The sequence below is a fragment of the Paraburkholderia franconis genome (assembly GCF_009362735.1).
GTDB classification, from domain to species: Bacteria; Pseudomonadota; Gammaproteobacteria; order Burkholderiales; family Burkholderiaceae; genus Paraburkholderia; species Paraburkholderia franconis.
This window is the reverse complement of sequence record NZ_WHNP01000031.1, coordinates 64583-78563: the sequence shown is the minus strand read 5'-3', so window position 1 is coordinate 78563 and position 13981 is coordinate 64583. Positions and strand designations below refer to the sequence as shown.

At 61.2% G+C, this 13981-nt stretch carries 10 protein-coding genes; 5 read left to right on the top strand and 5 right to left on the bottom strand.

The window, feature by feature from the left end:
• Window positions 1–54 precede the first annotated feature (54 nt).
• The 4 genes from xylG (at window position 55) to GCT13_RS28085 (ending at window position 5522) form a co-directional block, all read left to right on the top strand.
• The gene (xylG, locus tag GCT13_RS28100; protein WP_152763621.1) at window positions 55–1626 is read left to right on the top strand and encodes a D-xylose ABC transporter ATP-binding protein; all 1572 of its coding nucleotides are present in this window, start codon (window positions 55–57) and stop codon (window positions 1624–1626) included.
• On the top strand, window positions 1623–2819 hold the full coding sequence (locus GCT13_RS28095) for a sugar ABC transporter permease (RefSeq protein WP_152763619.1): 1197 nt from the start codon (window positions 1623–1625) through the stop codon (window positions 2817–2819). Before xylG ends, GCT13_RS28095 begins: the two co-directional genes overlap by 4 nt.
• Before the next feature lie 502 nt (window positions 2820–3321).
• Window positions 3322–4065 (top strand): type IV pili methyl-accepting chemotaxis transducer N-terminal domain-containing protein, encoded by a 744-nt coding sequence (locus tag GCT13_RS28090; protein WP_152763617.1) that lies wholly within the window; start codon window positions 3322–3324, stop codon window positions 4063–4065.
• A 59-nt stretch (window positions 4066–4124) separates the two neighbouring features.
• Window positions 4125–5522 carry an MFS transporter gene (locus tag GCT13_RS28085; protein WP_152763615.1) on the top strand — a complete coding sequence of 466 codons (1398 nt, stop codon included), beginning with the start codon at window positions 4125–4127 and terminating at the stop codon, window positions 5520–5522.
• A 93-nt stretch (window positions 5523–5615) separates the two neighbouring features.
• Here the strand turns inward: GCT13_RS28085 and GCT13_RS28080 are convergent, their stop codons facing one another.
• Together GCT13_RS28080 and GCT13_RS28075 are read right to left on the bottom strand one after the other, a co-directional pair.
• Window positions 5616–7166: a hypothetical protein gene (locus GCT13_RS28080; protein WP_152763613.1), complete on the bottom strand. Its 1551-nt coding sequence runs from the start codon at window positions 7164–7166 to the stop codon at window positions 5616–5618.
• A 311-nt stretch (window positions 7167–7477) separates the two neighbouring features.
• On the bottom strand, window positions 7478–9238 hold the full coding sequence (locus tag GCT13_RS28075; RefSeq protein ID WP_152763611.1) for a SulP family inorganic anion transporter: 1761 nt from the start codon (window positions 9236–9238) through the stop codon (window positions 7478–7480).
• A 534-nt stretch (window positions 9239–9772) separates the two neighbouring features.
• Here GCT13_RS28075 and GCT13_RS28070 point away from each other — a divergent pair.
• Window positions 9773–11002: an acyltransferase family protein gene (locus tag GCT13_RS28070; protein ID WP_152763609.1), complete on the top strand. Its 1230-nt coding sequence runs from the start codon at window positions 9773–9775 to the stop codon at window positions 11000–11002.
• Between the two features lie 508 nt (window positions 11003–11510).
• On the opposite strand, the gene GCT13_RS28065 is transcribed toward GCT13_RS28070, so the two are convergent.
• The 3 genes from GCT13_RS28065 to GCT13_RS28055 all read right to left on the bottom strand — a co-directional run bounded on the left by GCT13_RS28065 (window position 11511) and on the right by GCT13_RS28055 (window position 13864).
• The gene (locus GCT13_RS28065) at window positions 11511–12833 is read right to left on the bottom strand and encodes an IS5 family transposase (protein ID WP_152763607.1); all 1323 of its coding nucleotides are present in this window, start codon (window positions 12831–12833) and stop codon (window positions 11511–11513) included.
• 390 nt (window positions 12834–13223) lie between these two features.
• Entirely contained in the window at window positions 13224–13622 is a 399-nt protein-coding gene (locus tag GCT13_RS28060; protein WP_152763604.1) for a PIN domain-containing protein, read from the bottom strand.
• Window positions 13619–13864, bottom strand: coding sequence for an AbrB/MazE/SpoVT family DNA-binding domain-containing protein (locus GCT13_RS28055; RefSeq protein WP_152763602.1), 246 nt, complete (start codon window positions 13862–13864; stop codon window positions 13619–13621). Before GCT13_RS28055 ends, GCT13_RS28060 begins: the two co-directional genes overlap by 4 nt.
• Window positions 13865–13981 lie beyond the last annotated feature (117 nt).

Below are 13981 nucleotides of genomic sequence, written 5' to 3'. Positions count from 1 at the left end.
TATCCGAACGCGGGAAAGCGCTCGCGCATCTTTCATCCATCCAGGACATTACGCATGGCACAAGCGCTACTGGAGATGCGCGGCATCGCCAAGTCGTTTGCCGGAGTGAAGGCGCTCGACGGCATCGATCTCGTCGTCGCGCCCGGCGAATGCGTCGGACTGTGCGGCGAAAACGGCGCAGGCAAATCGACGCTGATGAAGATTCTGTCCGGCGTCTATCCGCACGGCGAATGGTCGGGCGAAATCGTCTGGGACGGCAAGCCGCTCGTCGCGCAGAACATCCGCGATACCGAACGCGCGGGCATCGTCATCATTCACCAGGAACTGATGCTGGTGCCGCAGTTGTCGGTGGCCGAGAACATTTTTCTCGGCAACGAAATCACGCTGCCCGGCGGCCGCATGAATTACGCGGCGATGTATCAGCGCGCCGACTCGCTCCTGCGCGAACTGAACATCACAGGCATCAACGTCGCGCAGCCGGTGATGAACTACGGCGGCGGGCATCAGCAGCTGATCGAAATCGCCAAGGCGCTCAACAAGCAGGCAAGGCTGCTGATTCTCGACGAGCCTTCTTCTTCGCTGACGGCAGCGGAAACGAAGATTCTGCTCGACATCGTGGGCGACCTGAAGAAGCGCGGCGTCGCATGCGTGTACATCTCGCACAAGCTCGACGAAGTGGAAGCCGTGTGCGACACGATCACCGTGATACGCGACGGCAAGCATGTCGGCACGCAGCCGATGAAGCAGCTCGACACCGATCGCATCATCGCGATGATGGTGGGGCGCGAGATCACGAATCTCTTTCCACGTGAGCCGCACGATATCGGCGACGTGATATTCGAAGCGCGCAATGTCACGTGCTACGACGTGACGAACACGAATCGCAAGCGCGTCGACAACGTGTCGTTCTCGTTGCGCAACGGCGAAATACTCGGCGTCGCGGGACTGGTCGGCGCGGGCCGCACGGAACTGATGCAGGCGATTTTCGGCGCGTATACGGGCATCAGCGAAGCCGATGTGTGGATGAACGGCAAGCGCCTCAAGATTCGCACGCCCGCCGATGCGATCGCGGCCGGCATCGCGATGGTGCCCGAGGACCGCAAGCGTCATGGCATCGTGCCGCAACTGGGCGTGGGCCACAACATCACGCTCGCGGTGCTGCAACGTTTTGCGAAGTGCGGGCGCATCGACACGGCGTCGGAACTCGACACGATCAACACGGAGATGAAGCGGCTGTCGGTGCGCGCCGCGCATCCGATGCTGTCGATTGCGAGTCTTTCTGGCGGCAACCAGCAGAAAGCGGTGCTCACGCGCATGCTGCTCACCGATCCGTCCGTGCTGATTCTCGACGAGCCGACACGCGGCGTCGATGTCGGCGCGAAGTACGAAATCTACAAGCTGATGTTCGCGCTCGCGAAGCGCGGCGTGTCGATCATCATGGTGTCGTCGGAATTGCCGGAAGTGCTCGGCGTCAGCGATCGCGTGCTCGTGATCGGCGAGGGCGAGCTGCGCGGCGATTTCGCCAACGACGGCCTCACGCAGGAACACATTCTCACGGCCGCCATTGGCGCCGGCAGCAACGACACCCAAGGCAACGACCCCACTCAACTGGCGAGCGTCGCATGACTCCTGATCTCACTTCCACCGATAGCCACGCAAAACACGGCGCGTCGCTCGCGTCGGGGCAGCGCATCAAGCTGCTGTTCGCGCGTTACAAGCTGCTCGCGCTGCTGCTGGCCGTCGCCGTCATCTGGATTTTCTTTTCAGTTCTCACCGACGGCGCATTCGTCACGCCGCGCAATCTGTCGAATCTGCTGCGGCAGATGTCGATTACGGGGATGCTCGCGTGCGGGATGGTGTTCGTCATCATCTCGGGTGAGATCGATCTGTCCGTCGGTTCGCTGCTCGGTCTGCTGGGCGGCGTCGGGGCGATTCTCGACGTCACGTATCACTGGCCGCTCGCGGCGACCCTGCCCGTCGTGATGGTGCTCGGCACCGCCGTCGGGTTGTTCAACGGCTGGTGGTCGACGTATCTGCGCGTGCCGTCGTTCATCGTCGGACTGGGCGGCATGCTCGCGTATCGCGGCGTGCTGCTCGGCATCACGGGCGGATCGACGATCGCGCCCGTCTCCGACAACTTCGTATTCATCGGGCAGGGCTATCTGCCGCGTATCGCGGGCGACACGCTCGCCGTCGTGCTGTTCGTGCTGCTCGCCGCGTTGACGGTGCGGCAGCGGCAGAAGCGCCAGCACTACAACCTGAGCGTCGTGCCGCTGTGGCAGGACGGCGTGAAGATCGTCGCGGCGGGGCTGATCCTGCTCGCGTTCGTCGCGACGCTCAACCGCTACGGCGGCATTCCCGTGCCCGTGCTGTTGCTGCTCGCGCTGCTCGGCGTCTTCACGTACATCGCGACGCAAACGGTGTTCGGCCGGCGCATCTATGCCGTCGGCTCGAATCTCGAAGCGACGCGGTTGTCCGGCGTCAACACGAACCGCGTGAAGCTCGCGATCTTCGCGCTGATGGGCCTGATGTGCGCGTTCGGCGGGCTCATCAACACGGCGCGTCTCGCGGCGGGGTCGCCTTCGGCGGGATCGATGGGCGAGCTCGATGCGATCGCGGCGTGCTTCATCGGCGGCACGTCGATGCGCGGCGGCTCCGGCACCGTCTACGGCGCGCTGATCGGCGCGCTCGTGATGGCGAGCCTCGACAACGGCATGTCGATGCTCGACGTCGACTCGTACTGGCAGATGATCGTCAAGGGCGGCATTCTCGTGCTGGCCGTGTGGATCGACGTGATCTCGGGGTCCGAACGGCGATAGCGCATCGCGCACGGCTGTGGTGCGCTGCACCACGGCACAGCATCCGCGCGCTTCGTCGAGGCGCGTGCAGGCGCCCTGCAAAGGGCGCTTTTCTTTTGTCGTACATGAATGGAAACGGGCCCGACATGCGACGCGTCAAAAAAATAAAAGAAAGCGCGCAAGCCTTGTCTCGCAAGCGATTGGGCGATGCTCGCACGCTTCGCCAGCGCTTTTTGAAACCCGTTTCGACATCGAGGCGACGGCCTGAAATAGGCCGATGGCATACCTATTGCGTTATCCGCCGCGGGGCCAACGGCGGCTTCAAGGATTTCTGAATTTTCGCGGACGCTCGCATGGCGGGCGGACCACAGGGGCAACGGCGTCCCGAAACGCAACGCGAGGATCGTTCGATCGCATCGGTCGACGGCACACGCGTGCGGTTCGGGACGCTTTTTTCTTGCGCAAACGAAACGCGCTTATTTGACACGCGCATCCGACGCGCTCATTTGAAACAATCGGCACGATGAACGAGCACACCAGCACGCAACGCATCGAGGTATCGGGGCAGACGATCGGTGAACTGATCAATCTGTCGGGCCGTCAGCGGATGCTTTCGCAACGCATCGTGCTGCACGTGTTGCTCGCGTCGCATGGCGACATGGCCGCGCTCGCCGTCGCGCGCGATTGCCTCGCGACGTTCGCGACGACGCACGCGGTGCTCGTGAACGGCAACGACCATCTGCCGGGCGTGTTCTCGGATGCGCTGCGTCAGCTCTACTACGGCACGCGCAAGGCGGACGAGCGCGTGGGACGCTTCATCGCGCTGTCGGAGCAAACGGCCGCGCACGTGGAGGCGCGCGACGATGCGACGCAAGCGCATGTCGAAGCCCTCGTCGCGCAGGCGACGCCGCTGCTCGAACTGCTGCAGGAGATCACGCTCGCGTACCAGCACGAGATGCGCGGCATCGAAGCCGCGGCGCAGCGCCGTCAGGCGGCCATCGCGGAGCAGCTATCGAGCATTTCGATGCAGGCGAACATCGTCGCGTTGAATGCGCGCATTTCGGCGGCGCGCGCGGGCTCGTATGGCCGCGAGTTTGCCGTCATCACGACCGTGCTCGCCGACATCATCAAGGAGATGGACGCGCTGATCTACAGCGTCGTCGAAAGCGATAGCGACGACGCTTCGCCGCGACTCGACTTGTCGCGCGATGCGCCGCGAAACGTTTCACCCATTGCCGCGCGCAGTCGGATCGCCGAACGCGCCTGACCTTTTGTTCTTTACACGACCACGCACCCGCCCTGCTTTCGTTCAAATGAGAGAGACCGATGAAAAACCTGCTGAATTCGCTTGCAAGCGGTAACTGGCGCGCGCTGCTCGCGTGCTTCCTGTACTTCGATACCGGCTTCACCGTGTGGGTCATGTTCGGGCCCCTCGCGCCGTTCATTCACAAGGACATCGCGATGTCGCCCGCCGAACTGGGCTTTCTCGTCGCGGTGCCCGTGCTCGGCGCGGCGATCCTGCGCGTGACGCTCGGCAATCTCTATCAGGCTTGCGACGGCAGACGCGTCGCGCTGATGGGTGTCGCGCTGTCGGCGATTCCTTCGATCGTGCTGCTGCTGATGCCCGGCGTGCCGTCATACACGCTGCTGCTGATTCTCGGCGTGTTTCTCGGCGTCGGCGGCGCGAGCTTCGCGGTCGCATTGCCGATGGCGGGCAGCAACTATCCGCCGAAGGTGCAAGGCCTTGTGCTGGGCCTCGCGGCGGCAGGCAACATCGGCGCGGTGCTCGACGGCTTCATGTTCCCCGCGCTTGCCGATCACTTCAGCTGGGCGAAGGCCGCAGGCGCCGCGCTGCCGCTGCTGGGCCTTGCCGCTGTCGCGCTGTTCTTCTGGGCCAGGGATCTCGGGCCGAAGACGGGCAGCGGCTCGCAGGCGCTGCGCAGCTTCGTCGTGACGCTTGCGGGTCTCGTCGCGCTAGTCGTCGCCGTGCACTCGGGCGTGTTCGGCGCAGGCAAGACGGGCGTGCTGCTGTTGCCCGTGCTCGGCGCGCTGCTCGCGATCGCGGTGCTGCCGAAGCATTATCGGAGCGTGCTTGTCGAGGGCGATACGTGGATCGTGATGCTTGTCTATAGCATCACGTTCGGCGGCTTTGTCGGCATGTCGTCGTATGTGACGACGCTGCTCATCTCGCTCTATCAGATGCCGCGTCTCGAAGCAGGTCTCTTCATGTCGCTGCTCGCGTGCATCGGCGCGCTCGTGCGGCCTGTCGGCGGGCTCGTCGCGGATCGCATCTCCGGCGTGCGCGCGCTCGTGATTTTGCTTGCGGCGATCTCGTTGTGCGACTTCCTGTTCGCCGCGTGGATGCCGCCGCTGTCGGCGGGTATCGTGCTGCTGATCGCGACGTATGTGTGCTTCGGTCTCGGCAACGGCGCGACGTTCCAGCTCGTGCCGCAGCGCTGGAAGGGCAAGACGGGCTTGATGTCGGGCATCATCGGCGCGGCGGGCGGTATCGGCGGCTTCTATCTGCCCGTCATCATGGGCATTGCGAAGGAAAGCACGGGCAGCTATCAGATGGGCTTTGCGACGTTCGGCGTGCTCGCGGCGATTGCGTTCGGCCTCGTGGTGCTGCATCGCGTACGCTGGCTCGAATGGGCGCTGCCGAAGGAGAGCCATGCTGTCGTCGAGCCGATTCGCGCGGGCGTGAGCGCGGATAGCGGAGCTTGATGATGTCCGTGGTGGTTTGAGTTGCCGATGATCGCCAGCGTGTCGTGCGCTGGCGATTTTCGTTGCAGGACTTTTTTGTTGGCCCGCTCGCCTTCAGGACAACAACCCGTTCGTGCGTTCAGGCTGTATTCCGTCGAGGCCGTCGAACGATCCACCGTCCGGAGCACGTCGAACGATTCGTCGGAGCGCTGCCGCCATGCCGCCAAGCAACGCGGCGATGATCAGCCAGCCGGCGACGCGTCCCGCGGGCGAGCGCTCGATCAGCCTTGCGGTCCAGAAATCCGGAAAGCGCCGGCCATCGTCGGACTTCGCAAACTGCACATCCGAGTTGGCGAAAATGAGTGGCTTGTCGTTGACTCCGCGCCAGAATCCTTCCCAGATTCCTTCGAGCGCATACGGCGTCGAGGCGTCCATCACTTCGGCGCCGGGGTATTCCGCAATGATGACGTGCCAGTTCGTCGTCGCGGGCGCAACATTGAAAAGCACGGCTGCTGTAATCGCAATGCCCGCGGCAAGTCGCGATTTCTTCACGACTTCAACCAGGCACGGACCGACGACCAGAAAAATAATCGGCAGGCACGGCAGAAGATATCTCGGCCCCCAGCCGAACGCGCCCCAATGGTTGAGCTTCGAGACGACCAGCATATAAAGGAAGGTGCCGAGCGACATCGCTTCGATGAGGTGTCGATGCCTCGCTTGCAGGCTGCGCCAGATCCACGGCAGCAGCAGAACGAGCAGCAGGATCGGCGAGAAAAAGAAAAGGCCGCGATTGCTGCTGAATATCAGGCCGATAAAGCCATGGACGATGTTGCCGTCCATCGCATTGCCGTGGCTCAATTCGAATGCGGATGTGTTCGCCGGGCGGCAGAACGATCCCGTACGCGCGGCGTTGTACACGAACATCGGAAGCATGCCGAGCACGAATACGGATGCCAGCAGCAGGTAAGGGCGCAGCGATGCTCGCGTGCGCCACCACAAAAACACGAGTGCGACGACGAACGCGGGAGCCATCGAGTAGCGGAAGGTGCAAACGACGGCCAGCCAGAATCCAGCTGCTGCAAACGTACCAAGGCGCGCATCCGGAAGCAACATGCGCTGCGTGTAGTAGAGCAATGTGCACATTGCAGCTGCGCAAGGCGCAACGTCCCAGGCGACCTTTGCATACGCCAGATAGTAGGTGCCAGCCGCAAACGTGAACACGATCAGGAACGCTTGCGATACCGCGTAGCGCTGCGCGAAGAGCAAGAACAGAAAGAAGCAGCCGATTGCGCAAACGACCGCATAGGTCAACGAGACGCCCACTTTTGCAGGCAAGGGCGGATTCGGAAACTGGCTGTCGACGGGCCGGTGATCCAGTTGCGATCCGATCCAGGCGGCGGGCAGCATCAATAGCACGGCGCCGAGGTCATGCGGCTCGTAGTAGAGGCCATTCAGCGCATGGCTCCAGAAAACGGAATCCGGTGGGTTCGACGTGCTGAGCGTATGCTGGGTCACGGCCAGCGTGGCGGCCGAAAGTTGCTGGCCAGCGTCGTAGCTGCCTATCCTTCCACTCGATATCAACAGGAAGAAGCAAAGGAAAAAGCCGAACACAGCGGCTTTTACGCCGGCAAACTGAGGTTCGCTCACGTGACGGTCGCGGGCCATATCGCGCTTCTCCACTCGATGCGATCTTTGGTTAAGGCCCAGCGACACAGTCAATCTGGATCCGACGTCAACTCTCGAGCCCGGGGTTTTACTCTAGATCGATCCCGGCGAACGCAATGTACGTTGTCGCACGGTGCGGGGTCGCGCTTCGCACTTCGCACGGGTGTCGATGCGGGCCTTCTGGTCGATCGGGTACGACGCGGCAGCGTGCATCGACAGGCGCTGCGCTACGCGGTCTCTTGTCCGCCTTGCGTCGGAGGCGACATATGCCCGTCAAGCGGATTCTGCGCGGGCAGGTCTGCTTGTCCCTGTCACTGTTGCTGTTGCTGTGCTTGCGCCTGCGTCTCGCGCGGCGTCGAAGCGGACAATGGCGCATCACGGCGCTGCGCGGCATGAAACGATCGCACAGCGGCCCGCAGCGTCGGAAAGTGGAACTGCGCGGCCGTCACGTCGTCCATGCCGTGCTTGTGAAGCCAGTCGAGCCGTTGCGTGCGGCGTCCCGCGAGCACGAGCGACACGCCGCGCTGATCGAGCTCTTCCCGCAGCTCTTCGATCGCGTGCCGCCCGGTGACATCGACGCCCGTCACGGCCAGTGCGTCCAGCACGAACCATTGCGGCTTCGGCATGGTTTCGGCGACCACGTCGAGCGCCGTCCGTTTGAAGTATCGCGCGTTGAAAAAGACGATCGGCGAATTGAAACGGAACAGGCACAGTCCGGGCGTGCAGCGCGCATCGGGATGACGCGCGGTGCTGTGAAAGCCCTTCATCCCGTCAACGCGGCCGAGCACTTCGTAGGATGGGCGGGCCACGAGGCGGATGAAGCGGAACAGCGCGAGCGCGACAGCAAGCATGATTCCTTTGAGCGAGCCGAGCGCAACGACGCCCACCGTCGCGACGATGCAGATGGCGAACTCGCCGCGCGCTTCGTGCCAGAGCGCTTTGACCGTGGTGATGTCGACGAGCGATATGGCCGCCATCACGAGCACTGCGCCGAGCGCCGCCGTCGGCACGAACCGCAGCGGCCCGGTGAGAAAGATCAGCACGAACGCGATGGCGGCCGCGGCGACAATCGATGCCAGTTGCGTGCGTCCTCCCGCCATGTCGTTCATCGCGGTGCGCGAGTCGGCGCCGCTGATCGCGAAGCCGTGCGAGAGCGCCGACGCGATGTTCGCTGCGCCGATCGCCGACAGTTCGCGGTCGTCCTCGATGTCATAGCCGTTTTTCGCGGCGAAGCTGCGTGCCGTCAGCGTCGCGCTGCAGAAGGAAATCAGCGCGATGCCGGCGGCATCGACGGCGAGCGTGTCGAGAGTGTCGAAAGAGAAGTGCGGCGCGACGAACGAAGGCAGGCCCGCAGGCACGGCGCCGATCGTGCGCACACCGTGCGTGTCGAGCGCGAGAAGCGCCGTCACGCACGCGGCCGCGGCGAGCGTGGCGAGCGCAGCGGGCACGCGTGGCGCGAACTTCGGCAATAGCAGGAGCAATGCGAAGGCGCATAGTCCGACGGACAGCGTCGGCAGATGTGTTTGCCCGATCTTCGTCGCGATTTCTATCAGCGGACCGACGACGCCCGTCGACGCGATCTTGAATCCGAGCAGCTTGCCGGCCTGTCCGAGTGCAATCGATATCGCGATGCCGTTCATGAAGCCGGTGAGAATCGGCCGCGACAGAAAGTCGGCGCATGCACCGAGGCCGACGAAGCTCGCGGCAATGCAAAACACACCCGCGAGGAACGCGACCGTGATCGACATCGACATGTATTCGGGAGAGCCGACGGCCGCGAGCGGCGCGATCGACGCGGCGATGAGCGCGCAGGTCGCCGCATCCGGGCCGACGATCAACTGGCGCGAGGTGCCGAAGAGCGCATACGCGACGAGCGGCCACATGCACGAATACAGGCCGACGGCCGGGTTGAATCCGGCCAGCTCCGCATAGGCGACACCGACAGGCAGCGCGACGGAGGCCACGCACACGCCCGCGACGACATCATGGCGCAAATCTTCGCGGCGATAGTGGACGAAGGCGACGATGCCCGGCGCGATCCGCGCGAGGCGGGCAAGCACTCTGTCCTTCATGCTGGACGATTGCATATCGATGGCCCGAAGATGTGCGGCTACGCGGCGGCCAATCCGGCGCGGCGTGCAGCGCCGCCAATATCGCTCAGTGTAGTGGCGGACGAGGGGCTTCGGGCGCGATTGCGCGCTTGAGCAACACGGCAATTGAGTGAGGAAAGGCTGAATGGCAAGCCCAGGGGTCTGTCCCTGGACGAGAGGTTGACGGACCGGGACCGCGCTCATCGACTTCATCGACGACCCGCGATGAAGGAAATTAGCGATCCTCACTTAGCCCACTTGCAATCGGCCTGAATCATATTTCATTACGCTTAACGACGCATTTGGAAATGCTTCGCAAGCGTTTTCAAGGCGCGGAAAAGAAGGTGCGAAAACGTACAGACTCAGCGTTCAGCATCCAAAGAATATTAGCGTGCTCGTATTGAATGAAACTTTCAATCAGAAATGTTTCGTTCAGAAAGATGCAAGCATGTGGTGTGAAGGAAAGATGATTTCAATCAAAAAAGGAAATATATTGACCCGCAAGGGGAGAAGAAATTGAACAGGACGTTTCCCGGGCTGGATGCACTACGAGCTTTGCTCGCGTTCTATCTGGTTCTGTTTCATACATTGCCGTCGTACAAGGAATACGGGTCGATGCGTTTATATGACGTTTTCGGATTCGGCGGCTATGCAACGAGTACGTTTTTCGTTTTATCCGGATTTATTCTTTCGCACATTTATATCGGCGCGGAGCCGCGGCGAGGGTTCAAGGTTTCAGCGTCTCGTTTTTTCATCAAGCGATTCAGCAGTCTTTACCCCATACATATTTTCACCATGCTATTGACGGTTGCGCTGACGTTTTTGAGTTCTCATCCGAACGATACGCTTTTGCAAACGATAGCGCCGCAGACAAGAGGTGCGGACGAAGCCGTTTTGAATCTGATCATGCAGCTTCTTCTGTTGCAGGCGTGGAATCCGTTTTATCTGTCGTACAACATCCCCGCATGGTCGATTTCAACCTTGATGTTCTTCTACCTGGTATTTCCCGTATTCGCGCCGCGACTGATGAGGATGTCAAATAAAACGACAATGCTGTTCTCGGTGTGCGCGGTCAATCTTGTCGTTGCGCTGGTCGCGGTTCTGGAGAAATGGTATGGCATCGGTGCAATGGGAATTCTTCATACCAACGCGCTACTCCGTCTTCCGGAATTTCTGGCGGGGATACTCGCATATGGCGTGTTCGTCAAAAAAAGCGATGAGATCACCGATGCTGTCGCGCGCCATTGGCACTGTTTGCTGTTTTTTCTGACAGTCATTTTCTGCATTGCGAGTTACGTGTATGCGAACGGCTCGCATTCGATACGGGTTCTGCTTCATAACGGCGCAATGCTGCCCACTCAGATCATCGTCGTGATCGTGTTTGCATGCCTGCTGCGGGATGCGTCGGCGCAGTCGCGCGAATTTGTACGACGGCTGGGAAACGCATCCCTGTCGATCTTTGCGTTGCAAAGTCCATTGTTCGATCTGTACGCAAAGGCAGAAAAGATCCTGGACCTGCCATTCCCGATTCTCTCCTGCCTTGATCGCCTACATCTGTGCGCTCATATCGCGGGTGGAATACCGTTGCGATTTTCCTTTTACCCCATCTTTCTGGTGTTGTTCGCCTGTGCGGCGATTGCCTTTCAGGAAAAGGTCGTCGCCCCGATGAGAACGCATATACGCCGCGTCCTGACGCGCGAGAAAGTCGCGGCCGTGTCTGTGCATCCCGTTGTGTCGTCAGATTAGGATCTGTCGCGACGGGATGTTTCCGTTGCCCGGCGACTGAGGGCGGGAAAAGAGCATAGTGAGCCGAGTATCTTGAGGCCCTGCGGCCTGCTCTGACGCGAGTACGGGATTCCACCAAGTCGGACGTCTCGTCACTTCGGGCGGGGTAGTTCTGTCTGGACCGGGTGTCCGCTGCAATTCTCGCTGTCTGATGCAAGCCCTTGTTTTCGTGTGTGTTTTCAGGGAATGCCAGGCATCTTCCAGGCTCGGCGAGCTCGGATCTGAACGAACAATGCGCCAGTCGAGCGCGCCCCGACGCTTCGATTCTGATGTCGAGATTCACTGAGTTTTGAACGGCTGGAGTGCGGACGAAAGGGCGTCCAGGGCGCGATGCTCAGTCAACTTTGAACCGGCGGTTCGCTTAAGTTTGAACCATCCGCAAGAGGGAGAGCGAATAGACGGTAGGCGACGATCTTCCGGTGTGACTAAGTTGTCCGTCCTGAACAATTCGTTTTGCCGACCGCCGGTGTTACGGTGATTGAAGCCCAGCAACCCGGCGGTTGAGCAAGGCAGCCAGAATGAAGGCACAAAGAAGCCGCAGCTTCCGGAGGATCATCCGAAGATTGTGGCCTGCGCCGCACAGCACCGCGTGCATCGCGTCGCCGAGCGCACCTTTGAGCCAGTTGCGGTCGAGTTTTCCATCTGTCTTCATGTGACCAATGGCTGGCTCGATTGCGCTGCGCCGTCTGATCATCGCGCGTAATCCTCGCGTGATGCCCCGCCGCAGGCCCGGGTGGTAGATCTTCACACCATCGACGGCGACACCCTTGTAGCCACGGTCGACGATGGCGACCTCCGGCGTGGCGTCGCACAGGATTGCCGCCTGCTCAAGCGCTTCAGCCAGCGTGTGCCCATCGTATGGATTGCCTGGCATCGAGCGCATACCAACCACTAGTCCTTCCTTGTGGGTCGTGGTGATCGACACCTTCACGCCGAACTCGTAGGGTGTGCGCACCTTGCCCTTCGCCAGACATTCAACCTCTGGTGCATGTAGGGCGTAGAGCTTGTTTTTGTCCTTCGCCTTCTGCGACAGAATCCGCTTCGTGCGGTCAATCAGCTCCTGCAGGGCCGCGCGGTTTGAGTCCGCTACCTGGTCGACCTGTCGCTCCACATCGCGCATCACGCGTCCAACGCGCGAGCGTAGCGTACGCAATGCCTTCCTCATACGCTTGTACTGCTTCGCGTGAGCGTAGCGGCCAATCTGATGTGCCAGGTGTGGCGCCTCGCGATTGTAGTTCTGCCGCAGCTTCAATCCGTGTCGTGCCGCAGCCTTCACCAGATGTTCGCGACACCGCTCGAGCAGGCGCGAATCGGTTGGATGGGCGATTGCCTTTTGCATGACCGTCGTGTCGACAATTACGCGTTTCGCGCTCGAGGCCTTGATCACGCCCGCGCGCTTCGCCGCTTCGATCGTCTCGGCCAGCAACTCTTCAACTCCGGCTTCACCCAGGCGCTTGCGCCAGCGCGTCAGGCTCGACGGATCGATCGGCGGTTCGGTCTGTAAAAACGTTTCGCCGGTGAAGACCTGCCAATACGGGTTCTCCACCCACTGCCAGACCACTTCCTCGTCCGACAGATCGAACGCATGCTGGAGATACAACAGGCCTGCAATCAGCCTCGGTGACGTGGCCGGCCGACCCTTGCGTGAGACGAAGCTCGCGCTCATCGACGCATTCAATCCATCCCAGTTAATCAGATCGGCCAGACGCACCAGTGGATGCTTCAGGTTGATCTGCTCGCGCAGAGGATGCCGGAACAAATCGCCTTCGCTCACTGCTGTCTTCGGACCCATCCAGACCTCGACAGAATTTGCAGGAAACAACCCATAATCTGCCAGGTTCCTGCAAATGCATCAACAACTTTCCGCTTCAAACCCTTGCTGCACAAGGCCCTTGGAATTTTTCAGGTTCGACTAAGTTGCCCTCAGGAACGGGCCACTGCTCGGTGCGCCAGAGGTCCGTCAGTAGCGTGAGCAGACCGACGATCGCGACGAGTCAAGTGTGGTCCGAACGTTTTTACCTGGAGCCACATGTGAAACGGCCCTGCATGGGCCACGACGATATTCACGATCGCGAGAACGACGTAGAGCCCTCCTGCCCGGCCGTGAAGTCGTCTCCAAAACGATTCGCGGCGCGCGGCGATACTTCCCGTCATGATGTTTCCTGTATCAACGCGTGCGCGGTCACTTAATCAAGCGCATCCCTGCGACCTTCGAAGCCGTCACGTCGAAAGTGGCCGTGTACTCGCATCCGGCGACGTGCCCCGCCCGATCGATCAGACAATCCGCAAAATTAGCCTTCGCAGATGCTGAGAAGACGCGAAGCGCCTTTCGCACCGTGTCAGCACCTTCAACGAGCAGCTCCTTGGTGCCGATCATCGAATCGATGATGTCCTTCATCTGCTCGCGCTCGACGCCATAGCAGCGCCCGAGCACCCATACCACCTCGACCAGCGCAACCTGAGAAACGTACCCCGGCCGCTCGGCCGACAGGGACTCCATCAGCGCCGTCGCCTTCTTCGATTGCACGGCATCGTCCTGGGCGAAGTAGCGGACCAGGACGTTCGTATCCAGTCCGATCATCGCGCGGATGCTCCCTGTTCCGCGACGGCTTGGTTCATGTCTTCGACCGACACCGGTTTAGCGGGCTTCTTCACGATGCCCTTGAGCGACGTGAGCGAGCGCGTGGCCGGATAAACTTCATACCGTCCCGTCGCCTCATTGAAGCTGAATTCGATCCGATCGCCGGACTGCAAGCCAAGCTGATTGCGCACGTCCACGGGGATCGTGACCTGGCCCTTCGAAGTGATAGTTGCTGCTGTCATGATAGTGTCTCCAATACTCCTTACTTTAAGGTAAGGCGATAGGAGAGGCAAGGCCACCGGAAAACTGCCTGATGAACTGCAAACGATTGTCGGAGCCAAGGGCCGGCTGCGTCAGGA

Bases quoted from the DNA above. Each gene is read 5' to 3' on its own strand.
- xylG (WP_152763621.1), top strand. From the start codon at position 55: ATGGCACAAGCGCTACTGGAGATGCGCGGCATCGCCAAGTCGTTTGCC.
- GCT13_RS28095 (WP_152763619.1), top strand. From the start codon at position 1,623: ATGACTCCTGATCTCACTTCCACCGATAGCCACGCAAAACACGGCGCG.
- GCT13_RS28090 (WP_152763617.1), top strand. From the start codon at position 3,322: ATGAACGAGCACACCAGCACGCAACGCATCGAGGTATCGGGGCAGACG.
- GCT13_RS28085 (WP_152763615.1), top strand. From the start codon at position 4,125: ATGAAAAACCTGCTGAATTCGCTTGCAAGCGGTAACTGGCGCGCGCTG.
- GCT13_RS28080 (WP_152763613.1), bottom strand. From the start codon at position 7,166: ATGGCCCGCGACCGTCACGTGAGCGAACCTCAGTTTGCCGGCGTAAAA.
- GCT13_RS28075 (WP_152763611.1), bottom strand. From the start codon at position 9,238: ATGAAGGACAGAGTGCTTGCCCGCCTCGCGCGGATCGCGCCGGGCATC.
- GCT13_RS28065 (WP_152763607.1), bottom strand. From the start codon at position 12,833: ATGGGTCCGAAGACAGCAGTGAGCGAAGGCGATTTGTTCCGGCATCCT.
- GCT13_RS28060 (WP_152763604.1), bottom strand. From the start codon at position 13,622: ATGATCGGACTGGATACGAACGTCCTGGTCCGCTACTTCGCCCAGGAC.
- GCT13_RS28055 (WP_152763602.1), bottom strand. From the start codon at position 13,864: ATGACAGCAGCAACTATCACTTCGAAGGGCCAGGTCACGATCCCCGTG.